Source organism: Amycolatopsis stemonae, assembly GCF_054781455.1.
The window spans coordinates 393,785-414,752 of record NZ_BAAGUJ010000008.1 but is presented as its reverse complement, the minus strand read 5'-3'; the positions used below and the strand labels follow the sequence as shown (position 1 = coordinate 414,752).

Annotated in this window: 24 protein-coding genes; 6 read left to right on the top strand and 18 right to left on the bottom strand. The window is 70.9% G+C overall.

Annotation, left to right across the window (positions count from 1 at the left end):
• Nucleotides 1-12 precede the first annotated feature (12 nt).
• The 3 genes from moeZ to ACYVLJ_RS29600 form a co-directional block, all read right to left on the bottom strand.
• Nucleotides 13-1,188, bottom strand: a complete 1,176-nt coding sequence (moeZ, locus tag ACYVLJ_RS29610) for an adenylyltransferase/sulfurtransferase MoeZ (RefSeq protein WP_451987089.1) — start codon at nt 1,186-1,188, stop codon at nt 13-15.
• A gap of 93 nt (nt 1,189-1,281) precedes the next feature.
• On the bottom strand, nt 1,282-2,454 hold the full coding sequence (locus tag ACYVLJ_RS29605) for a DUF3152 domain-containing protein (RefSeq protein WP_451987087.1): 1,173 nt from the start codon (nt 2,452-2,454) through the stop codon (nt 1,282-1,284).
• A gap of 80 nt (nt 2,455-2,534) precedes the next feature.
• Nucleotides 2,535-3,512: an alpha/beta fold hydrolase gene (locus tag ACYVLJ_RS29600; protein WP_460441122.1), complete on the bottom strand. Its 978-nt coding sequence runs from the start codon at nt 3,510-3,512 to the stop codon at nt 2,535-2,537.
• A 113-nt stretch (nt 3,513-3,625) separates the two neighbouring features.
• On the opposite strand from ACYVLJ_RS29600, the gene ACYVLJ_RS29595 reads away from it, so the two are divergent.
• The gene (locus tag ACYVLJ_RS29595) at nt 3,626-4,252 is read left to right on the top strand and encodes a TetR/AcrR family transcriptional regulator (RefSeq protein ID WP_364556813.1); all 627 of its coding nucleotides are present in this window, start codon (nt 3,626-3,628) and stop codon (nt 4,250-4,252) included.
• A 42-nt stretch (nt 4,253-4,294) separates the two neighbouring features.
• Here the strand turns inward: ACYVLJ_RS29595 and ACYVLJ_RS29590 are convergent, their stop codons facing one another.
• The gene (locus ACYVLJ_RS29590) at nt 4,295-5,203 is read right to left on the bottom strand and encodes an alpha/beta fold hydrolase (protein ID WP_460441121.1); all 909 of its coding nucleotides are present in this window, start codon (nt 5,201-5,203) and stop codon (nt 4,295-4,297) included.
• Nucleotides 5,200-6,108 carry an AurF N-oxygenase family protein gene (locus tag ACYVLJ_RS29585; protein WP_460441120.1) on the bottom strand — a complete coding sequence of 303 codons (909 nt, stop codon included), beginning with the start codon at nt 6,106-6,108 and terminating at the stop codon, nt 5,200-5,202. Before ACYVLJ_RS29585 ends, ACYVLJ_RS29590 begins: the two co-directional genes overlap by 4 nt.
• A 54-nt stretch (nt 6,109-6,162) precedes the next feature.
• Between ACYVLJ_RS29585 and ACYVLJ_RS29580 the strand changes: the two genes are divergently transcribed.
• Nucleotides 6,163-6,933: a TetR/AcrR family transcriptional regulator gene (locus tag ACYVLJ_RS29580; protein ID WP_451987079.1), complete on the top strand. Its 771-nt coding sequence runs from the start codon at nt 6,163-6,165 to the stop codon at nt 6,931-6,933.
• A complete protein-coding gene (locus ACYVLJ_RS29575; protein ID WP_460441119.1) occupies nt 6,930-7,247 on the top strand; it encodes a DUF4873 domain-containing protein in 318 nt (105 codons plus the stop codon). The genes ACYVLJ_RS29580 and ACYVLJ_RS29575 overlap by 4 nt, the downstream gene beginning before the upstream one ends.
• Before the next feature lie 105 nt (nt 7,248-7,352).
• Here the strand turns inward: ACYVLJ_RS29575 and ACYVLJ_RS29570 are convergent, their stop codons facing one another.
• From ACYVLJ_RS29570 to ACYVLJ_RS29555, 4 genes are all read right to left on the bottom strand, one after another.
• Nucleotides 7,353-7,808 (bottom strand): pyridoxamine 5'-phosphate oxidase family protein, encoded by a 456-nt coding sequence (locus ACYVLJ_RS29570; RefSeq protein WP_451987075.1) that lies wholly within the window; start codon nt 7,806-7,808, stop codon nt 7,353-7,355.
• 170 nt (nt 7,809-7,978) lie between these two features.
• On the bottom strand, nt 7,979-8,209 hold the full coding sequence (locus ACYVLJ_RS29565) for a DUF3107 domain-containing protein (RefSeq protein WP_013223016.1): 231 nt from the start codon (nt 8,207-8,209) through the stop codon (nt 7,979-7,981).
• Nucleotides 8,210-8,328: 119 nt separating this feature from the next.
• Nucleotides 8,329-8,982 (bottom strand): ferritin-like fold-containing protein, encoded by a 654-nt coding sequence (locus tag ACYVLJ_RS29560; protein ID WP_284747445.1) that lies wholly within the window; start codon nt 8,980-8,982, stop codon nt 8,329-8,331.
• A 417-nt stretch (nt 8,983-9,399) separates the two neighbouring features.
• The gene (locus ACYVLJ_RS29555; protein WP_460441118.1) at nt 9,400-9,522 is read right to left on the bottom strand and encodes a hypothetical protein; all 123 of its coding nucleotides are present in this window, start codon (nt 9,520-9,522) and stop codon (nt 9,400-9,402) included.
• A 13-nt stretch (nt 9,523-9,535) separates the two neighbouring features.
• Between ACYVLJ_RS29555 and ACYVLJ_RS29550 the strand changes: the two genes are divergently transcribed.
• Together ACYVLJ_RS29550 and ACYVLJ_RS29545 are read left to right on the top strand one after the other, a co-directional pair.
• Nucleotides 9,536-10,993 (top strand): DEAD/DEAH box helicase, encoded by a 1,458-nt coding sequence (locus ACYVLJ_RS29550; RefSeq protein ID WP_460441117.1) that lies wholly within the window; start codon nt 9,536-9,538, stop codon nt 10,991-10,993.
• Nucleotides 10,994-11,018: 25 nt separating this feature from the next.
• Nucleotides 11,019-12,329 (top strand): PQQ-binding-like beta-propeller repeat protein, encoded by a 1,311-nt coding sequence (locus tag ACYVLJ_RS29545; protein WP_460441116.1) that lies wholly within the window; start codon nt 11,019-11,021, stop codon nt 12,327-12,329.
• Between the two features lie 28 nt (nt 12,330-12,357).
• Here the strand turns inward: ACYVLJ_RS29545 and ACYVLJ_RS29540 are convergent, their stop codons facing one another.
• From ACYVLJ_RS29540 to ACYVLJ_RS29510, 7 genes are all read right to left on the bottom strand, one after another.
• Nucleotides 12,358-12,765, bottom strand: a complete 408-nt coding sequence (locus ACYVLJ_RS29540) for a hypothetical protein (RefSeq protein WP_460441115.1) — start codon at nt 12,763-12,765, stop codon at nt 12,358-12,360.
• A 12-nt stretch (nt 12,766-12,777) separates the two neighbouring features.
• Nucleotides 12,778-13,629 (bottom strand): RecB family exonuclease, encoded by an 852-nt coding sequence (locus ACYVLJ_RS29535; protein ID WP_451987179.1) that lies wholly within the window; start codon nt 13,627-13,629, stop codon nt 12,778-12,780.
• Between the two features lie 86 nt (nt 13,630-13,715).
• Nucleotides 13,716-16,187, bottom strand: coding sequence for an alpha-L-rhamnosidase-related protein (locus ACYVLJ_RS29530; protein ID WP_460441114.1), 2,472 nt, complete (start codon nt 16,185-16,187; stop codon nt 13,716-13,718).
• Between the two features lie 125 nt (nt 16,188-16,312).
• Complete coding sequence (locus tag ACYVLJ_RS29525) at nt 16,313-16,942, bottom strand: MarC family protein (RefSeq protein WP_451987067.1); 630 nt, start codon at nt 16,940-16,942, stop codon at nt 16,313-16,315.
• 1 nt (nt 16,943) lies between these two features.
• Nucleotides 16,944-17,807 carry a PHP domain-containing protein gene (locus ACYVLJ_RS29520; RefSeq protein ID WP_460441113.1) on the bottom strand — a complete coding sequence of 288 codons (864 nt, stop codon included), beginning with the start codon at nt 17,805-17,807 and terminating at the stop codon, nt 16,944-16,946.
• 48 nt (nt 17,808-17,855) lie between these two features.
• Nucleotides 17,856-18,416, bottom strand: coding sequence for a PH domain-containing protein (locus ACYVLJ_RS29515; RefSeq protein WP_451987063.1), 561 nt, complete (start codon nt 18,414-18,416; stop codon nt 17,856-17,858).
• A gap of 21 nt (nt 18,417-18,437) precedes the next feature.
• On the bottom strand, nt 18,438-18,602 hold the full coding sequence (locus ACYVLJ_RS29510) for a hypothetical protein (protein WP_167379843.1): 165 nt from the start codon (nt 18,600-18,602) through the stop codon (nt 18,438-18,440).
• A 195-nt stretch (nt 18,603-18,797) separates the two neighbouring features.
• Here ACYVLJ_RS29510 and ACYVLJ_RS29505 point away from each other — a divergent pair, with 195 nt between their 5' ends.
• Nucleotides 18,798-19,211 (top strand): NUDIX hydrolase, encoded by a 414-nt coding sequence (locus ACYVLJ_RS29505; RefSeq protein ID WP_460441112.1) that lies wholly within the window; start codon nt 18,798-18,800, stop codon nt 19,209-19,211.
• A 62-nt stretch (nt 19,212-19,273) separates the two neighbouring features.
• Here ACYVLJ_RS29505 and ACYVLJ_RS29500 read toward each other — a convergent pair whose 3' ends face one another.
• Nucleotides 19,274-20,368, bottom strand: coding sequence for a DUF2332 domain-containing protein (locus ACYVLJ_RS29500; protein WP_460441111.1), 1,095 nt, complete (start codon nt 20,366-20,368; stop codon nt 19,274-19,276).
• A 7-nt stretch (nt 20,369-20,375) separates the two neighbouring features.
• Nucleotides 20,376-20,879 (bottom strand): MaoC family dehydratase, encoded by a 504-nt coding sequence (locus ACYVLJ_RS29495; protein WP_013223004.1) that lies wholly within the window; start codon nt 20,877-20,879, stop codon nt 20,376-20,378.
• Nucleotides 20,880-20,968: the final 89 nt, after the last annotated feature.

Below are 20,968 nucleotides of genomic sequence, written 5' to 3'. Positions count from 1 at the left end.
GAAGAGCGACTGTCAGTAGGTCGGCAGGCTCGGGTCGATCTGCTTGGCCCAGGCGAGGACGCCGCCACCGAGGTGCGTCGCGTCCTTGAACCCGGCCGCGTGCAGCGCGGCGAGGGCCTCGGCGGACCGGGCACCGGACTTGCAGTGCAGGACGATCGGCTTGTCCTGCGGCAGCTCCGCCAGCGCCTCGCCCGAGAGGATCCGGTCCTTCGGGATCAGCGTCGCGCCCTTGATGTTGACGATCTCGTATTCGTGCGGCTCGCGGACGTCGATCAGCGCGAAGTTCTCGCCGCTGTCGAACTTGGCCTTGAGCTCGGCCGGGGTGATCGTGCTGCCCGACGCCGCCGAAGCGGCTTCGTCCGACACGACACCGCAGAACGCCTCGTAGTCGATCAGCTCGGTGATCTTCGGGGTGTCCGGGTCCTTGCGGATCTTGACCTCGCGGTACTTCATCTCCAGCGCGTCGTAGCTGATGAGCCGCCCGAGCAGCGGCTCGCCGATGCCGGTGATGAGCTTGATCGCCTCGGTCACCATGATCGAGCCGATGGACGCGCACAGCACACCCAGCACGCCACCCTCGGCGCAGGAGGGCACCATGCCCGGGGGCGGCGGCTCCGGGTAGAGGTCGCGGTAGTTGAGGCCCTTGCCGTTCGGCGCGTCCTCCCAGAACACGCTGACCTGGCCCTCGAACCGGAAGATCGAGCCCCAGACGTACGGCTTGCCGAGGATCACGGCGGCGTCGTTGACCAGGTAGCGCGTCGCGAAGTTGTCGGTGCCGTCGACGATCAGGTCGTACTGCTCGAAGATCTCGAGCGCGTTCGACGAGTCCAGCCGGTCGGTGTGCAGGTGCACCTTGACCAGCGGGTTGATCTCCGCGATCGACTCCTGCGCGGACGCGGCCTTGAGCTTGCCGACGTCGGACTGGCCGTGGATGACCTGGCGCTGCAGGTTCGACTCGTCCACGACGTCGAAGTCGACGATGCCGAGCGTGCCGACCCCGGCCGCGGCCAGGTACAGCAGCGCGGGGCTGCCGAGGCCGCCGGCCCCGATCACCAGGACCTTCGCGTTCTTCAGCCGCTTCTGCCCGCTCACCCCGACGTCCGGGATGATCAGGTGACGGCTGTACCGGGCCACCTCTTCCTTGGTGAGCTCGGCAGCCGGCTCGACGAGCGGCGGCAGTGCTGACATTGGTCCTCCATCTCGCGCGCGGATCGCGTCCATCCCACTATGCACAACGCGCGCAGGCAAATAGACCTTCCCGCGTCCGGATGGTGGGACGCGCTACTGCTGGGTCTTCGCCGACGGGTTCGGCCAGGCGTTGGGCTTGCAGACGCGGCCGTCCTTGGCCACCTTGCCCTTGTCGCCGCCGGGGATGTCGTTGAGCATCGAGACGTAGTCGTCGGCGACGCCGAACGACTGCTGCATCATCACCGGCGCGGGCTGGTCGTTGCCGCCGCACCCGACGTGCTGGTTGCCCAGGGCGTGCCCGACCTCGTGGTTGATGGCGTACTGCCGGTACCCGGTCATGTCGGCGCCGAACGCCTTGGCGCCGCGCACCCAGCGGGACAGGTTGATCAGCACGCGGCCGAGGCTCTTGCGGTAGCAGGACGCCTCGAAGGTGATCTGGAACCCGCAGGCGTCGGCCCGGTGCGTGGTCTCGGGCGTGGTGAGGCTCACCCTGAAGGACGGGTTGGGGAAGTTGGCGTCGACGCGCTGCAGCGCGATCTTGCCGTCCCACGTCCAGCTCTTGGGATCGGACAGAGTGCCCTGGACGGCGGTCGCGAAGGCGTCGTCACCCGCGTAGCTCGCCGGGTCGATCCCGTCCTCCACCTCGACGGTGTAGGTGTACAGCTTCCCGGTGCCGACCTTCGGGCCGCTGCCGGCCACGACGTGCCACTTGCCGGCGCCGGCCTGCGTGAACGGGCCGCCGTCGGGCAGGTCGGCGGTCGGCACCTTGAGGTCGACCGGGGTGGCCGGGTTCTCCGGGATGGTCTGCTCGCCGTTGCCGTCGATGGCGCCGCCCGCCGCGTCGCCGCCCGCGGACTCGATGCCGTTGGCGGCGCCCTGCTCGGCGATCGGCTCGGCCGGGCTGTTGGCCGTGTTGACCACGACGAGCACGGTCAGCACGACGAGGATCGGCAGGGCGTAGACGCGCCAGCCGTAGGTCTTGGTGAGCTTCGCGATGCCGGACTTCGCCGGCGGCTCCTTCTTCGGCTCCCGGCTTTCCGGGTCGTGCGGCTTCCAGGAGGCGCTCAGCGGCTCGGCGGCGGTCCGCCGGCCACCCGGGCGGTAGCGGTCTTCGCCGATGCGCTGGGCCTGCGGCTTGGCCGGGCGGTACTGCCCGGTCCGCGGCGGGTCCTCGGGCTCCGCGGAGCTGTGGGTCGAGCGGCGGGCCGACGCGCGGTGAGGTGACCGCCGATCTTCGCCTCGCGCGTCCTGCTTCACCCGATCCACCGCACCAGGGTGCCACAGCGCCACCGAACCGTTATCGGCGACTGGCGGATGACCCGGCGATCAGTTGTCACCCTTTCGGGTTACCAGGTCCCGGCTTCCACGTGCTCCCACATGCCCAGGACCGCCTTCGCGACGACGATCGGCCGTTCCATCTGCGCCACGTGCCCGGTCCTCGGGAGCACCAGCAACCGCGCGGCCGGGATCACCTTCGCCGTCCGCATCGCGCGCCGCACGGAGATGACCCGGTCGTCCCGGCCCCACACCACCAGCGTCGGCGCCCGGACGCGCGGCGCGGCCGACCACAGCGACGCCTTCCCGAGCGTCGACCAAGCCCGGAAGATCGCGAACGTGCTGCGCGCCATCGCCGGCGCGGCCCAGGCGAACCCCGCCCGGGCACCGTGCTCCTGCTCCAGCTCGTCGAGCCGCTGCTCCGGGAACCGCGACGGGTCGGCGAAGCACAGCTTGATCACCTGCGCGGCGCGTTCCCGCGGACCGAGCGCGGCCAGCTGCGCCCGCACGCGGGCGCCGACCAGCGGCAGGTAGGCGAGCGCCATCCGCGGGTCCGACAGCCGCCGCGGGTCGAGGCGGCGGTCCGGCATCGCGGGCGAGATGAGCGTCAGGGTCTTGACCAGCTCCGGGCGCCGTTCGGCGATGAGCAGCGCGATCGCCCCGCCCATCGAGTTGCCGAGCAGGTGCACCGGCGCGCCGACGTCCTCGATGTGCCGCGCGACGACGTCCGCGTGCGCTTGGAGGCTGAAGTCGAACCCCGCCTCGGGCTCGGAGTAGCCGAAGCCGGGCAGGTCGGGCGCGGTGCCGCCGGCGACCGGCGCGAGCAGCGCGGCCAGGTCGGTCCAGTTCGTCGACGAGCCGCCGAGGCCGTGCACGTACACGGCCGGGACGCCGTCCGGGCCCGGCGTGCGGCGGACGTGCAGCCGGGCCGTGCCGACCTCTTCGAACGTCGCCGGCCACGGCGGCAGGATCGGGTCGAGGGACGGCAGTTCCCTGGTCGAAAGGGGCACGTGGGTCAGCGGCGCCCGCGCCTTCACGGGGGTGTTCACGGATCCAGAATGCCCGACCCTTGGCACGGCACACGTACCGGCGAGTAATCTTCAGGGCGACTTCACGCGGTGGCGACCCCGCCCGTCGAAGGTGTGATGACGGGAGGAAGAGCATGACGGAGATGACGCGGCTGCAGCAACGTGGGGTGCGCCTGCCCCGGACGGAACGGCGGGCCCAGCTCCTCGCCGCGGCGCAGCGGGTCTTCGCCGAGAACGGCTACCACGCCGCCGCCATGGACGAGATCGCCGAGGTCGCGGGCGTCAGCAAGCCGGTGCTCTACCAGCACTTCCCCGGCAAGCTCGACCTGTACATCGCGCTGCTCGAGAGCCACGTCGACGAGCTGGTGAAGCGCGTGCAGAACGCGCTGGACTCGACGACGGAGAACAAGCAGCGCGTCCCGGCCACGGTCGGCGCGTTCTTCGACTTCGTCAGCGAGGACGCGGGCGCGTTCCGGATGGTGTTCGAGTCCGACCTGCGCGGCGAGCCGGCGGTCCAGGAAGCGGTCGACCGCGCGACGTCGGCGAGCGTGGACGCGATCACCGAGACGATCACGGCGGACGCGGGCCTCGACGAGGACAAGGCGCGGCTGCTGGCCGTCGGGCTGGTCGGGATGAGCCAGGTCAGCGCCCGGTTCTGGCTGCAGCACCACCAGTCGATGAGCCGCGAGGAAGCGGTGGCGCTGACGGCCAACCTGGCCTGGCGCGGCATCGGCGGCGGCTTCCCGCTCAAGGACTCCTGACCCGCTGACCCCGGCACTTTCCCGGGAAAGTGCCGGGGCCGGTCAGCGGGCGGCGGCGCGGACCAGGGCGGAGATGCGGCGCGCCACTTCGTAGGGGCGTTCCTGCGGCAGCATGTGGCCCGCGCCGGGGTAGCGGACGAACTCGGCGTGCGGCAGCTCTTCGGCGATCACCTTGGCGTGCGCCAGCGGGCAGAGCCGGTCCTTCTCCCCCGCCAGCACCACCGACGGCACGTCGCACAGGGCGCCCAGCCCGCCGACGCCGCGGTGGGCCGCGATCGCGTCCAGGAACAGGCCCGCGCTCGCCGGGTGCGCGCACAGCAGCTGGTCGACGACGCTGTCCACCTCGGCCCGGCCGGGCCGGTCGCCGAACACGAGCTTGCGGGCGCCCGAGCGGACCATGCCCGGCCGCATCCGCAGCGTCTCGCTCCGGAGCCCCGCCAGCAGGCGGGCCAGCCGCGGTTCGAAGCGCGTGACGCTGCGCCCGGCCAGGCCCGGGAAGCCGAGCGTCAGCTGGTCCATGTCCCCCGACGACGTCGCGACGAACGCCGCCCCGGCCAGCCGCTCCCGGACGAGCGCCGGGTGCCGTTCGGCCAGCACCATGAGCGTCATGCCGCCCATCGAGTGCCCGGCCAGGACCAGGGGTCCGGCCGGGACGCGGTCGGCGACCAGCTCGGCGAGGTCGTCCGCGAGCCGCGCGATCGTCGCCGAGCCCCGCCGGGCGTGTGCCGAACCGCCGTGGCCGCGCAGGTCGTAGCGCAGCACGCGCACGCCGGGGTCGAGGTGCGGCAGCACGAAGTCCCAGGTCCGGTGGTCCTGCGTCCAGCCGTGCACCAGCACCAAGGTGACCGCGGAGTCCGCCGGCCCGGTCTGCGAGACGTGCAGCGCGGCGCCGTCGCTCGCGACGAACCGGTGCTCGATCGACGGGTCCCGGAGCCGCGACGCGGTCGTCATCGGCCCGCCGGGAGCAGGAACGACTTGCGCCAGAAGTACTTCCCGGGCAGCCCGACCAGGCCGGACTCCTCCAGGAACGGCATGATCTTCTCCCCGGCCCACGCGATCGTCCCCTGCCAGTGCGGGTTGTTCAGGGCCGCTTCGACACCGTCACGCGGCCGGATGCCGACCGCCTTGTAGACGTTCGGGTTGATGAACGCCCGCGTCACGAAGTACGAGATCAGCGCGATGATGAACTGCTGGTAGGCGATCTCGGCCTTCGACAGCTTCGCCATCCCGCGCGTGACCTCTTCGCGGGCGAAGGTGACGTGGCGGGCCTCTTCGAGCACGTGGATCCGGTTGACCATGCGGACCAGCGGCTGGACGCCCTCGTCGTTCATCTGCTCGCGCTGCAGCCGGTCCAGGACCTCCTCGGCGACCAGGATCGCGCCGTAGCGCGCCGGGCCGTAGGAGATCGACGGCATCAGCTTCGCCAGCTTCCGCAGCCACGGCACCGGGCCGTAGGCGGGGCAGCCGATCCGCGACGCCATCCGCGCGAACATCGTCGAGTGCCGGCACTCGTCGGCGATCTCGGTGAGCGCGAACTGGGCGTGCGCGGACGTCGGGTCCTCTTCGTAGACCTCCTTGAGCAGCATCTGCATCAGGAGGATCTCGAACCAGAGCCCGGTCGTCGCGACGCTCGCGACCTCGTGCTTGCCCAGCTCGATGCGCTGCTCGGAGGTCAGCTTGTCCCAGAGTTCGGTGCCGTACAGCGAGGAGCGCTCATCGAGGATGAAGCGCTTGCCCTCGACCAGCGGCGCCGTCCAGTCGATGTCGACGTCGGGGTCGTAGAACTTGTTCGCCGAGGACTTCAGCAGGCGGTCCGCGGTCTTCTCGCGATCCGGTTCCTTCAGCGTCCGCGTCATCGCCGACACCCCTTCCGCAACATGTAACTTGAGGTAACAGTTACCTCTGGTAGCATGACCCGGGTGATCGAACGTGTCAAGCGCTCCGGCAAGCAGTCCAGGTCGTCTTCCCGCGACGAGGAGGCGACCGGCGACGCCCGGCGCGACCGCTGGCGCAAGCACCGGATCGCGCGGCGCAAGGAGTTCGTCGAAGCCGCGCTGCGGGCGCTCGACACGCACGGCCCGGACCTCGGCATGGAGGACGTCGCCGCGGAGGCGGGCGTCACGAAACCCGTGCTGTACCGGCACTTCGACGACAAGGCCGATCTGTACGTCGCCCTCGGCCAGCGCGGCACGGAGATCCTCTTCGAGCGGCTGATCCCCGCGATCAACGCCGAACTCGCGCCGGTGCCGCGGATCCGGATGGCGCTCGACGCGTTCTTCACGGTCATCGAGGAACACCCGAACCTGTACCGGCTGCTCGCGCACGGCCGTCCGGAGAAGCCGGCCGGCTCGGACGTCGTGGCCGAGGACAAGGAACTGATCGCGACGGCGCTCACCGCGCTGCTCGGCGACTACATGCGGATGTTCAACATGGACTCCGGCGCGGCCGAGCCGTGGGCGCACGGCATCGTCGGCATGGTCCAGAACACCGGCGAGTGGTGGCTGGACCGCCGCTCGATGGGCCGCGACGCGGTCGTGGAGTACCTGACGCAGATCATCTGGGCGGCCATCGACGGGCTGACCCGCCAGAACGGCGTGGTCATCGACCCGAACCAGCCCCTGGAAGCCAACAAGGTGGTCCAGCTGGGCCGCGCTTCGGAGTCGCTGGAGGAAACGTCATGAGTGAGCACGACGAAGACGGCTACAGCGGCGAAGCGACGCTGGTGGTCGACGGCGTTTCGCTGACGGCGACGGTCGAGCTGCGCGGCTACTTCCAGCCGATCGACGGCTACTACCGCTGGTACGGCCGGGTGGCGGTCAACGACGAGCTGACGAAGCTGGCGGGCGGCAAGAAGAAGCCGGTCACCATCCAGGCCGGCACCCACTCGGCGACGGGTGAGCTCTCCGACCCGGACCCGTGGGGCCGCTACCGGATCATGGGCACGAGCACTCCGCCGTTCCCCGTGCCGACGACCCTGGAAGAACTCAACGCCTGAGAAACGCCGTGAATGGCACATCGAGGGACTTGAAGTCCCTCGATGTGCCATTCACGGACTTCGGAGCCGGGGCGGCCACCCCGCGCGGCGGCCGCACCGGCCGGCTCAGGAGGTGCGCGGCCCGGGCAGCTCGCGGCCCGGCAGCCAGCCGTTCGGGATGTCCGTCGCGCGCCACTTCCGCACGCTCAGCCGGATCGCCGTGACCGGGGCGCCGAGGAACGGCTCCGCCTCCGGCACCTTCGCGACGAGCAGCTCGCGCACCAGCGGGTCGTCTTCGGCCGGGACGACCTCCGCGAGCGCCTGGGCCTGCAGGAACGGCTGCATCGGCGAGCCCGTCGAGACCACCACCGACACGACCGGGTTCTCCCGGACGGCGGCCAGCGTGCGGCCGCGGTCCTCGAGCACCAGGTTCAGCGTGAACGGCCCGCTCTCGGCGAAGTACACGCCGCCGACCCAGGGGCCGTCGCTGCCCGAAGTGGCGAGGAACAGCGCTTTGTGCGCGGAAAGGGTGGTCCGCACGAGGTCCGCCACATCGCCGGCCAACGGCTCGACAGTGGTCATGCTGGTAGCTCCCGGGGGTGTCCCGTCCGGGTCCTGTGACACCGGATCGGATGCCGAAGCTAAGGGCCGGAATCGCGACACACCAAGGAGAACCGACCGATCCGGTGAACCCCGGACGCACGAAGGCCACCCCGGGGACGTCCCGGGGTGGCCTCCGAACGGGCTACGAGTCAGTCGCCGACGCCGAAGCCGACCTTGCGGACGTCGGACGGGGCGATCTCGACGTACGCGATGCGGTCGGACGGGACGATGTACTTGCGTCCCTTCTCGTCGTTGATGCGGAAGAGCCCGTCACCGGCCGTCAGGGCCTCGGCGACCAGCTTCTCCACCTCTTCGGGAGACTGGCCACTGGACACCACCAGCTCGCGCGGCGTGTCCTTGATGCCGATCTTGACCTCCACGTGGGACCTCCGCTGGAAATTCGAAAGGGATGTGCCGGCCAAGGCTAACCGAACCGGCTCGTTCCGGTGGCGCATGACCGCGCCGGACCGCGTCGTCACGTCGTCGTACTCCATCGGGGTCAGCCCAGGCCGAGCGCCTGCATGCGCTTGGTGTGCCCCTGTTGCAACCTCCGGAACAGCGCCGCAATTCCGGAGAGGTCGCCCGAACCGCCGATGATGAGCTCGGCCAAGCCGTCGCGCTCGGCGACGACGTACTGGGCCTGGGTGAGCGCCTCGCCGAGCAGGCGGCGCCCCCACAGCGCGAGCTTGTCGCGGGTCTTCGGGTCGGCCTCGATGCCGGCCGCGACCTCGCGTTCGGCGAAGGCGGAGTGGCCGGTGTCGGCGAGCACGGTGAGCACGAGGTCCTTGGTCTCCGGGTCGAGCCAGCTGGCGATCTCCCGGTAGAGGTCGGCGGCCAGCCCGTCGCCGACGTAGGCCTTGACCAGCGACTCCAGCCACGACTTCGGCGGCGTCGAGGCGTGCCAGGCGTCGACCTGGGCCACGAACGGCGTCATCGCGTCTTCGATCTTCACGTCGTGGCCGGCCAGGTGCTGGGCGAGCAGGCCGTAGTGACCGATCTCCGCGGCCGCCATCTGCGCCAGCGCGGCCCGCCCGGCGAGGGTCGGGGCGCTCCGCGCGTCTTCGGCCATTCGGTCGAACGCGGAAAGTTCGAGGTAGGCGATCACACCCAGAAGGTCTACGACGCCCTCTGAGATCTCTTTCGGCTCGGTCACGGGGGCAGGGTATCGCCGAAGCACCCGGGCGTGTCGGGACGAGACCGATCCCACTGGTTCCGGCGTGCCGGGTACTGTCGAAAAACTGCTGACCAGGTACACTGCGATTGACATCAAGCTTCCGTACGCCATACCGGCGTCGGGAAACAGGCAGGTCACGTGGCTTGCCGACGTACTGCAATGTGCGTGCACGCCTCTTCCGGCATTCCCGGGACGGAACGGTTCCGCGCTCCAGATCAGCGCCAGGGACCAGGGTTTACTCCCGGTCGAGTGTCGAGCGGACCAACGGCGGTGCGCGCTGGTCACGAGAGAGGCGATCACCCTGACCGCAGAAATTCCCACAACCGAACAGACCCCCGCCGTCGCGCTGGAACACAGCGAGACCGGCCCGGCCGCGCTCGACACGTCGCACCCGCTTCAGGCGGGCGTCGACGTCGAGCCCGAGGCCCCGACCTTCGCGTCCTTCGGCGTCAAGCCGGAGATCGTCAAGGCCCTGGGCGAGGCCGGCATCGAGCGGACCTTCGCGATCCAGGCGCTCACGCTGCCGCTCGCGATGGCCGGCGACGACCTCATCGGCCAGGCCCGCACCGGCATGGGCAAGACCCTCGGCTTCGGTGTCCCGCTGCTGCACCGCGTGCAGGTCCCCGGCGACGGCACCCCGCAGGTGCTGGTCGTGGTCCCGACCCGCGAGCTGTGCATCCAGGTCGCCAACGACCTCAAGGGCGCCGGCAAGCACCTCGGCATCCGCACGCTGGCCATCTACGGCGGCCGCCCCTACGAGCCGCAGATCGAAGCGCTGCGCAAGGGCGTCGACGTCGTGATCGGCACCCCCGGCCGGCTCCTGGACCTGGCCGAGCAGCAGCACCTGGTGCTGGGCAAGGTCCGCGGGCTCGTGCTGGACGAGGCCGACGAGATGCTCGACCTGGGCTTCCTGCCCGACATCGAGCGCATCCTGCGGATGGTCCCCGACGAGCGCCAGACGATGCTGTTCTCGGCCACCATGCCCGGCCCGATCATCACCCTGGCCCGCACCTTCCTGCGCCAGCCGACCCACATCCGCGCCGAGGAGAACGACGCCGGCGCGGTCCACGAGCGCACCACCCAGTTCGTCTACCGCGCGCACTCGATGGACAAGCCCGAGGTCATCGCCCGGATCCTGCAGGCGGCCGACCGCGGTCTCACCATGATCTTCAGCCGCACCAAGCGCACCGCGCAGAAGGTGGCCGACGACCTGGTCGAGCGCGGTTTCGCGGCCGCCGCCGTACACGGCGACCTCGGCCAGGGCGCCCGCGAGCAGGCCCTGCGCGCGTTCCGCTCCGGCAAGGTCGACGTGCTGGTCGCGACCGACGTCGCCGCCCGCGGCATCGACATCGACGACGTCACGCACGTCATCAACTACCAGTGCCCGGACGACGAGAAGACCTACGTCCACCGGATCGGCCGCACCGGCCGCGCCGGGCGCACCGGCGTCGCGGTCACCCTCGTCGACTGGGACGAAGAGCCGCGCTGGAAGCTGATCTCGGACACCCTGGGCCTCGACAAGCCGGAGCCGGTCGAGACCTACTCGTCGTCGAAGCACCTGTACGAGGACCTGGGCATCCCGGAGGGCACCACCGGGCGGCTGCCGCTGGCCAAGCGCACCCGCGCGGGCCTGGGCGCCGAAGTGGAAGAGGACCTGGGCGGCAAGAAGCGCGGCCGCGGCCGGGGCAAGCCCGGCGAGGAGGCTTCGGAAGACGCGCCGCGCAAGCGCACCCGGGCCCCGCGCAAGCGCACCCGCGGTGGTTCGCGGGCGGCCGAAGCCGTCGAGGCGGCGGACAAGGCCGCGGCTTCGACGTCGGAAGAGGCTTCGGAAGGCCGCACCCGGACGCGTCGCCGCACCCGCGGCACCGCCCCGGAGACGACCGGCCCGGCCACCGAGAAGGAAGCCGGCGAGAACGCCGAGCGGCCGGCTCGGCGGCGCCGCCGTCGCCGCCCCGCGGCGACTTCTGATACACCTGCGTCGGCAGACTGAGGCCTACGCAGCGGGGGTCGGGTAAGTGAGCGACGTCGAAAAGGCGCCCGAAGAGGCCCCTGACTACGGCTCCGAAGACGTCCTCGAGGACGTCGAGTCCACTCCGCCCGCCCCGCGGGTCAAGGCGCGTCGCTCGCCTTGGAACCGCGGGCGGGACCGGGTGATCGCGGCTTTGATCGCGGTGGTCGTGGTCGCGGTCGCGCTGGTCGTCGGCATGACGAGCGACAGCGCGGCCACCGACCGGACCGAGGCGGCGCCGCCCCCGCCGCTGCCCGCGGCGCCGGACAAGGTGCCGGGGTCGCTGGCCGAAATCTGGAGCGCGCGCAGCGGCGCGACGCCGGTCCCGGTCGTGGCGGGCGACGCGGTGGCGACGGCGGACGGCGGTGAGGTCGCGGCCCGCGACCCGCTGACCGGCCAGATCCGCTGGCACTACACGCGTGACCTGCCGTTGTGCACGATGAACGAGACGTGGGGGCGGCTGAACGCCGTCTTCTCGAAGTCTTCGGGCTGCAGCGAAGTCACGCAGCTGGACCCGGGCACCGGCCGGATCACCGCGCAGCGCAACGGCAACGCGGAGCTGGGCACGCGCCTGGTCGGCGACGGCTCGCACGTGACGGCGACGGGCAAGAAGCTCCTCACCACGTGGCGCGACGACCTGGTGCAGAGCGCCGAGTACGGCCAGGTCCCGGCGCTGGTCAACGCGGGCAAGCAGCCCCGCACCGGCTGCACCTACGGCACGGTCGCGGCGGCGTCGGGCAAGGTCGGCGTGATCGAGCGCTGCCCCGGCGACCCGGCCGACCGCCTGACGGTCTACAAGGCGGCGCCGGACAAGGACGACGAGCCGTCGGTGTCGTTCAGCAGCGTGCTGGCGGGCAAGCGGGCACACGTGATCGCGATGTCCGGCGAGCTGACGGCGGTGGTCCTGCCGGACCAGAAGCTGCTGGTGATCTACAACGGCGACGGCTCCCAGCGCGCGGCGTACCCGCTCGACGTGCCCCCGGCCGACCTGGCCGCCGACCCCGCGGGCGGCGTCGAGGCGACGACCCAGACGACGCAGAACGTCTACTGGTTCAGCGGCTCGAAGGTGGTGGCGCTGTCCCGTGACGACCTTTCGCCGCGCTGGACGTTGAGCAGCGCGTCCGGGCCGGGAATCCTGTTCGCGCAGCAGCTGGTGGTCCCGATCAAGGGCGGCCTGGCGGTGCTGAACGAGAACGACGGCTCGACGATCCGCACGGTGGGCGTGGACCGCCGCGGCTACCCGGGCGTGGTCCGCCTGGCCGCGGCCGGCCCGGTCCTGCTGGAGCAACGCGGCGACACCCTGACCGCCCTGAAGTGATGCCCGGCCCCATCACGCGTGGTTGGGGTCAGGTCAGCCAGAAGAGGGTCAGTGCCGAGACCGTGAACAGGACTACGGCCAGGCCTGCGCCGCCGGCCGGGAGGCCGTTGCGGCGGTCCGCCACGCGCTGGGCCAGCAAGGCCAGCACCGCCGCCACCGGGTGGCCGATCAGCATTACCGCCCCCGGGCCCGGGACACCCTGGTAGAAGTCGATTCCGGCCACCAGCAGCACCCCGAGGGCCAGGACCGTGAGACCGGCCGCCAGTGAGCCCGTGAACCCCCGCCACCAGCGGCCGCGCTCTTTCGCCGGCTCGGTGGCAGGCTCTTCGGGGTCGCCTTCGATGCGCTGCGGGGTGACTCGTTCCTGCGGGACGGTCTGCGCTTCGTCCACGGGGAACGGCTGTGTCGACAGTTCGCCGGTGTCCGGTGAAGCCACTTTCCCTCCCTCTCAGGGCGCGAGCAGGTCCCACGGCTGCGCCGCCGGGGCCGCTTCCTGTCCCGCCGCGCAGCTCGGCCTGAAGTCGCACCAGGCGCAACGACGATCCGGGCGGGGCGGGAACAGCACGTCCCCGTCGCCGCCCGCGTCCAGGGTATCCGTGGCGAGCCGGAGGTCCCCGGCGGTCTCTTCGGCGCGTTGCAGGTGCCGGCGCAGGCTGTCCGTCGTGTGCTCGGCCGCCGCGATGGTGCCCGTCGGGAGGTGGTGCAGTTCGACCGTCGTGCACGGCATCCGCAGCGTCCGCGCCGCCGCTACCGCGTACAGCGCGAGGGCTTGCGACGCCCGGGCCTCGTACTCGTCCGGCGGACGGCGCCCCGTCTTGTAGTCGACGATCACCAGCTCCCCCGCACGCGCGTCGATCCGGTCCGCGCGGCCCTCGATGATCATCGACGGCCGCTCCCCCGGCGTCGCCGTGACCGGCGCCGACACCCACCGCTCGAGCCCGACCGGGTCGTGGCTGACGTCGTTGTCCTCGACGTACTCCGCCACCCACCCCTTGGCCCGCGCCCGGTACCGCGCGGCCTGCTCGTCGCTCTCGAAGCCGGCGTCCTTCCAGAACTCCGCCACCAGCGCCACCGCCCGCTGCGGCACGCGCTTGAGCACCGGCAGGTCGAACAACGCCCGCAGCGCGTTGTGCACCACCGCGCCCAGGGTGCTGTGCGCCCACGGCCCGGTGCGCTGCGGGGTCGGCCGTTCGAGGTACGCGAGCCGGTACCGGCGCGGGCAGTCGTCGAAGGTCGCCAGCCGCGCCGGCGAGACCTTCGTGAGCCGCACCGGTTGCGCGACGCCGAAATCGAAGCCCATTTGCTCCTTCACCCGGCCCACGCTACGCACCACCACCGACAGTTTTTTCGGGGGTTCGGGTGGCGGAGCCCCCGACACTTTCCGCGCTACCGCACCACCAGCACCGTGTGCGTGCCGCCCGAGACGGTGAGGGGGCCCGCTGCGCGCAGCGGACGGCCGTCCAGCAGCACCAAGCGGCCGGACGGGACCACCAGCGAACCGGACGTCCCCTGCGGAGCCGTGACCGTCAGCGAAAACACCGAGCCCTTCTGAGACCACGAAGCCGACAACGCGCCCTTCGGCGTCGGAACCGCTCCGCGCGCCCAGGAGACTCCGCCTGGGTGCGGCGAAACCGTCCACGTCGCGAAGCCCGGCGAAGTCGGTGAGACGCCCAGAAGCTCGTTCGTCAGCGCCGGGACGACGCCGGTCGACCAGCCGTGCGCGGCCGACGTGTAGCCCTGCTCGTAGTGCGAACCGCCGTCGCCGATGCCTTCCCACGCCGTGATGCCCGGGTCGTGCGAGGTCATCCAGCCGTACATCCGCTTGATCTGGTCGATCGCCGAGTCCGCCTGCCCGGTCCGGAACCGTGCCTGCAGCTCCGGGAACGACGTGAACGCGTACACGCGCTTCGTGCCGTCGGAGACGAGAGTGTCGTTGTCCATGAACGGGTTCCCGTAGGGCAACGCGCCCGCCGCGAGCCGGGCCAGCGCGGAGGTGGCCTGCGCGGGCGACGCGATCCCGGCGACGATCGCCTGGCTGTTGCCGTCCTGGCCGTGGCGCACCGCGCCCGTCCCCGAGTCGAGGTACGCCCCGGCTGCCGGATCCCACAAATAGGCGTTCACGGCCGCCGCGACGCCGGAAGCCCGCGCGAGCCACCGATCCGCGTCCGCCAGGTGGCCCGTCGCGCGCGCCAGGCCCGCCGCACCCTGCAGCGCCCGGACGTACAACGCGTTGTAGTACGTCACTTCGCCCGTACGCGGCAGGAACGCGTAGTCGCCGTAGCCGCTGGTGCCGTTAAGGCCCTTCGCGAGCAACCCGCGCGAATCGGTGACCGACGGGTACCACGTGTCGAGCGTCTTCACGAGGTTTGAGTAGTACGAAGCCGCGTACGCGTTGTCGCCGGTGTAGAGCACGTAGTCCCAGCTGGCAGTCACCCACCAGAGCGGATAGTCGAACAGCGGCAGCGTGTAGTTGTTGATCGACGCGGGCGGGATCCAGCCGTCCGCGCGCTGGTGGTCGGCCAAGTCGGCCAGGACGTTCTTCGCCGCCGTGCCGTCCTGGTGCGTCAGGTACTCGGTGAGCCCGGACACCGCGACGTCGCCGACGTACGGGTCACGGTCGCGCTTCGCGCCGTCGTGCAGCACCAGTTTCCCGTCCAGCGAAGGCGAAAACGCGCCGCGCGGGTCCACATCGGACGCGCGGAAGGTGTCCATGCCCAGTTCGTTGGTGTAGGACGCGGCGTACCAGTACTTGTCGAGGTCCTCGTCCGACGACTCGAACCAGCCGCGGTAGCTGTCCGGTGTGCCGAGGTAGGGCGTGAAGTCGAGCGAGACGCCGTTGATCCGCACCTCGCCGGACGGTTGCGCGGCCGGCGCGTCCGAGGCCAGCGCGTCGAGGCTGATCCGCAGGTAGCGGAAGCCGTGCAGGCCGTCCGCGCACACCTGGGTGCCGACCTGGCAGCCCTTCGTGTCCCGCCAGACGGCCGGCGTCGCCGGCACGGCGTACTGGTCGCTGCCCGGTCCGCCGGAGAAGTCCGACCGCGTGAAGTCGGAGCGTTCGCCGAGGTACTGCTGGGTTTCCGAGAACGACAGCCGGACGCCGGGCCGGTTCGCCGACGCGCCCGCGAACGAGATCTTCGGGTAGCCCGCGACGACCTTGCCGAAGTCCACCACCGCCACCGGCACCGGCTGGTCGGCGACCAGGCCCGGCCAGACCTCGGTGACCCGGCTGAACTCGCCCGACGGCGTGTTCTGGTCCTTCGTCGCGGTGATCCGGACCTGGTCGGTCGTGACCGGCCGGTCGAACGGGATCGCGCGCTGCACGGCGGTGTTGCCGGTCACGGAAGCCGCGACCCGCCACGCGCCCGCGTCCAGCACCTCCACCGTGAAGTCCTGCGGCACGCCGTCCACGCTGGACAGCAGGGTGACGCCCGGGAGCGCGACCGGCGCGGCCGAGGTGATGGTCAGGACGTCGGGGTAGGCGCCGATCGTGTCGTCGTTCCAGAAGGTGTCGGTGTTGCCGTCGATCGCGTTGCCCGGCGCGTATGTGCGCGGCTGGCCGTTGCCGCCGTTGTTCGGCGCGTGGAACGACGACGCGGCGGCCGTGCTCCCGGCGGGCCACGCCGGCTTCGGCGGCGGCGCCTGCCGCTTCAATGTCGTGACGCCCCGGCCGAGCAGGCCGTCCGGGTTCGTGACGTCGCCGCTGGTCGACAGCACCTTCACCGGCCGCACGTCCCGGCTCGAGGGTGCGACGACGTACTTCTGCCAGCCCGGCGCGGCCACGGCGGCCGTGACGGGCGCGGCGACCACGCCGCTCGCCACCAGGACCGTGACCGGCAGGACTGCTCTGAGCCACTTCATCGAGGCCTCCGCACGCGAATTGAATCGTTTCAAGCGCTGAGCTGAGGTCAAGGCTGCGCGAAGCGTGCCAACGATGTCAACGAACCCGCCGGTTCCTGTCCGGCAGGACAACCCGAAAGGCGGGGTCAGTTGCCGCCGGCGATGAACCCGCGCACGGAGTTCGCGACGAGCTCCACGGCGATGGCCGCGAGCAGCAGGCCGGCCACCTTGGCCAGCAGCGTGATGCCGCTTTCCTTGATCAGCCGGATGACCACGCCGGAGTAGCGCATGCAGACGTAGATGACGAAGTGCGTCATCACGATCGCCAGCGCCAGCGCGATGTACGCGCCGATGTGCCCGTCGGCCTGCCGGACGAACACGATGGTCGCGGCGATCGCGCCGGGCCCGGCCAGCAGCGGCGTGCCGAGCGGGACGAGCGCGATGTTGACGTCCTCCGCCGCGGCCTCCGGCTCGTGGCCGTTGCCGGTGAGCAGCTGCAGCGAGATGAGCAGGAGCAGCAGGCCGCCGGCGCCCTGCAGCGCGGGGATGCCGATGCCGAGGTAGGCCAGGATCGCCTGACCCGCGACCGCGAACAGGCTGATGACCAGCAGCGACACCAGGACGGCCTGGCGCGCGGCCCGGGCGCGGACCGCCATCGGCTTGCGGCCGACCAGGCTGAGGAACACCGGCACGGTGCCCGGCGGGTCCATGATGACGACCAGGGTGATCGTCGCGCTCATGAAGAGCTTCGCGTCGAAGAAGTCGGCGATCGCCATCTCAGCCCTTCACGACCTGGAAGCCGGTCGCGCGCGAAACGAGTTCCTCGAGCTGCCCGGGGTCGGTGGTGCACTCGCCGAGCGCGATCGTCTTGTTCGTGCCGTGGTAGTCACTGGACCCGGTGACGAGCAGGCCGAGCTCGCCGGCCAGCTCGCGGGTGCGGGCCCGCGTCGGCGCGTCGTGGTTCGGGTGGTCGGCCTCGACGCCGGTGAGCCCGCGCTCGGCCAGGCCGGCCAGGGTGTCTTCGCTGATCGTGGCACCGCGGCTGAAGGCGAAGGGGTGCGCGATGACCGTGACGCCGCCGGCCGCGGCGATCATGTCGATGGCCTCCTCGACCGGCGTGTCGCGGCGGGCGACGTAGTAGCCGCGCCGGGGGCTCAGGTAGTCGGCGAAGGCCTCGTCGACGGTCTTGACCAGGCCGGCCCGGACCAGCGCCTGCGCCAGGTGCGGCCGCCCCGGCGGGGAGTCCTCGGGGAGCAGGCCGAAGATCTCGTCGGCGTCGATCGGGAGTCCGTCGGCGGCCATCCGCTCGGCCATCCGGCGCAGCCGCGTGCGGCGCTCGACCCGCAGCCGGGTCTGCTCGGTGACCACGGCCTCGGCCGTCGGGTCGAAGAGGTAGGCCAGCAGGTGGACGCTGATCTGGCGGCCCGTCTCGGGGTCGGTCGACACCGTCGACAGCTCGGCGCCGGGGACCAGGGTCAGGCCCGGCGGGATGGCCGCGGAGGCGGGGGCCCAGCCCGCGGTGGTGTCGTGGTCCGTGATCGCGACGACGTCGAGCCCGGCTTCACCGGCCGCGGCGACGAGCCCGGCCGGCGAGTCGGTGCCGTCGGAAGCGGTGGAGTGGGCGTGCAGGTCGATGCGCATCGGGTCCATTGTCGACGATGCGCTGCGTCACAGGCGCGGCGGGACGGCTCAGCCGACCGGCTTCTTGCCGCGCGCGGCGCGCTGGGCCTTGATCATCGAGAAGCGCTCGGCCTGCTTTTGCTTGTCACCGAAGACGAGCTCGGAGATCGTGTCGTAGAACTCTTCGGGCCGCGGCAGGTAGTCGATGCGGTTGAGGGCCTGGATCTGACCGGCCGACTCGACCACCATCGTGCCGTACCCCATCATGCGGCCGGTGGCGGTGCGCACGTAGCTGAGGTCGGTGACCTTGCTGATGGGCATCATCAGCACCTTGGTGGTGAACACCCCGGTGGTCATCACGAACCGCTTGTCGGTGACCACCAGGCGCTCGACCCACCACTCCATCACCACGTAGGCGAACCGGAGGACGACGAGCAGCGCCACGTACCAGAGGACGTTCTGGCCGATGTACAGCGCCGGTGGCAGCAGGTAGGACACCAGGACGCAGACGGCCAGCAGCGCGGCCGCTTCGAAGGTGTCCCACAGCAGCACCGCCCAGTGGCGGCGGATCCGGATGACCCGCCGCTCGGTGTCGAGGAGGTACTCGTCGGGATCGCGAGGCGCGAACATAGGTCGAGGGTAGCCCCGCTGTCAGCCCTTGAACACGTTGCTGACGAAGGTGATCACCGATTCGGCCGAGCTGCGCAGGAAGTCGACGATGTTGCCGACGAGGCCCGCAGCCTGCCCCGGCTGCGCAATGACGAAGAACAGCACCAACGCGATACCGGCGAGGCCCGCAATCTTCTTCACGTTCACCGCGATCAAATCCCGTCTCTTACGGTGACACCGGACAACAACCAAAACCTGACTTTTTACGTTGTACCGCACTGAACAGGCACAGGGGAGGTAAGTCCCGCGCTTGGGTCAGCACGCGGTCCGAAGTGTACCGTACGGCTACTCTCCGTGTACAGGACATCCGTTTTCAAGTCGGTCACGTCTACCCTTCGGGACATGGACGGTCCCCTCGGCACCACGATCCGCTGCGTCGGCGGCATCACCTTCGACCGACGTGGCCGGTTGCTGCTCATCCGGCGCGCGAACGACCCCGGTTCGGGGCAATGGTCGCTGCCGGGTGGCCGAGTCGAACCGGGCGAATCGGACGAACAGGCCGTAATCCGCGAGCTTCGGGAGGAGACCGGGCTCGACGTGATTCCCGGCACAGTGATCGGGACCGTGACGCGCGGGCCGTACGAAATCCACGACTACGCCTGCTCGGTGACGGGCGGCGTGCTCACCGCGGGTGACGACGCCACGGACACCCGTTGGTCCGATGCGGCAGACCTGTCGGCCCTGGAGACGGCCGGGCAGCTGGTGGATCTCCTGTACGTGACCCTGCGTGAGTGGAAGGCGCTTCCGCGGGCCTGAAAAGCCGCGAAGGCCCCCTTTCCGGCCACTAAAGCCGGCGAGGAGGCCTTCACGGGACTGGGCTACAGCGGCAGCCAGGTCATCCGCTGCCCGTGCGGAGCGGTCCGGGCCAGGGCGTGGGCCTCCGCCTTGCCGTCCTCCCACCGGACGACGCCCAGCGTCGCGAGGCCGTCGGACCCGGCGAGGTCCGACCGCCCCGGCAGCACCGTCTCGAGCCCGGCGCCGTAGAACTCCTCCGAAACCCACCACAACGGCCGCGACTCCGCGAGCGAAGCCAGCTTCGAGACGAACTCCGCGCGCCGGGGCGCCGGGAAGTACGCGAGCGCGTGGCTCGTCACCACCACCAGCGGCCCGTCCAGCGTGGCCGCGGCCGCCTCCAGGTCGTCGACCCCGTCGCCCGCGATCAGCGCCGGGCGGTGCTTCGCCTGCTCGGCCGCCGCCGTGCGCAGCAGCCGGATGCGGTCCGGCTGGTCGGCCCAGACGCACGCCTCCAGCCACGCCAGCTCGTCCTCGTCCGCCAGGTCGACGGGGGCCCGGTCGAGCCCCGCCCGCGCCGTCACCGCGAGCTTCTTCGGCAGCTTCGGCGCCACCGCGCCCGGTGCCAGGTCCAGCGCGCAGTGCAGCCCGACCGCGGCCTTCGCCGGGCCCGCCGTCAGCTGCTCGCCGCCGTCGCACTGGTAGCGGTAACCGAAGCGGTCGAGCCCGAGCAGGAGACCCGCGCTGCAGCCGACCTCCAGCAGGGCGACCTTCCCGCCGGCCTCCTTCGCCGCCCGGGTGACGCCCGGGTACAGCAGCGCCGCCCGGCGGACCTCGTTCGTCTGGGTGTAGCGCGCGGCGATGAGGGCGCGCGCCTTGTCGGCCCGCTCCAGCAGGAACGACCGGAACAGCGGCCAGGTCTCGGAGTCGACGCCGTCGAAGCCGCCCAGGGACGGGTAGTACCGCGAGAGCGGGTGGATCGGGTCGGCCTGCACGAGCCGGTGCGCGGTCGCCATCAGCAGCGTCGCCCGCACCTCGCCGTCGCGCGCCGAAGCGAGCAGGCCCGCGACGTCGTCGTCCGCGGCCGCCTGCAACGCCAGGTGCTCGTACAGCGGGGAGACCCCGCGGGCCTCGACTTCCGCGAAAGTGCGGAGTACTTCCTTGATCCGGTCCAGGTCCATCAGAGCCTCACTCGTGCGGCACCGGCCGGCCCGGCTGCTCCCCGCCCCGAGTCTCCCCGTAGGAGCGCTTGGGCACCATCACCTTTCGCCGGAAGGTGCACACGATCAGGCCGTCCTGCTTGTAGCCGCGCGTCTCGACGTACACGACGCCGCGGTCGTCCTTGGACTTCGACGGCGTCTTGTCCAGCACCTCGGTCTCGCCGTAGATGGTGTCGCCGTGGAACGTCGGCTTGACGTGCTTGAGGGACTCGACCTCGAGGTTCGCGATGGCCTTGCCGGAGACGTCGGGCACGGACATGCCCAGCAGCAGCGAATAGACGTAGTTGCCGACCACGACGTTCTTGCCGAAGTCGGTGGTCTCCTCCGCGTAGTGCGCGTCCAGGTGCAGCGGGTGGTGGTTCATGGTGATCAGGCAGAACAGGTGGTCGTCGTATTCGGTGACCGTTTTGCCCGGCCAGTGCTTGTAGACCGCACCGACCTCGAACTCCTCGTAGTACCGACCGAACTGCACTCGTCATTCTCCCGTCGCGTAACACCGCGTGAGGCTGGTACGACACGCATCCGTAGTGAGGAGTACCCTCAACCATTGGTTCTCGCGCG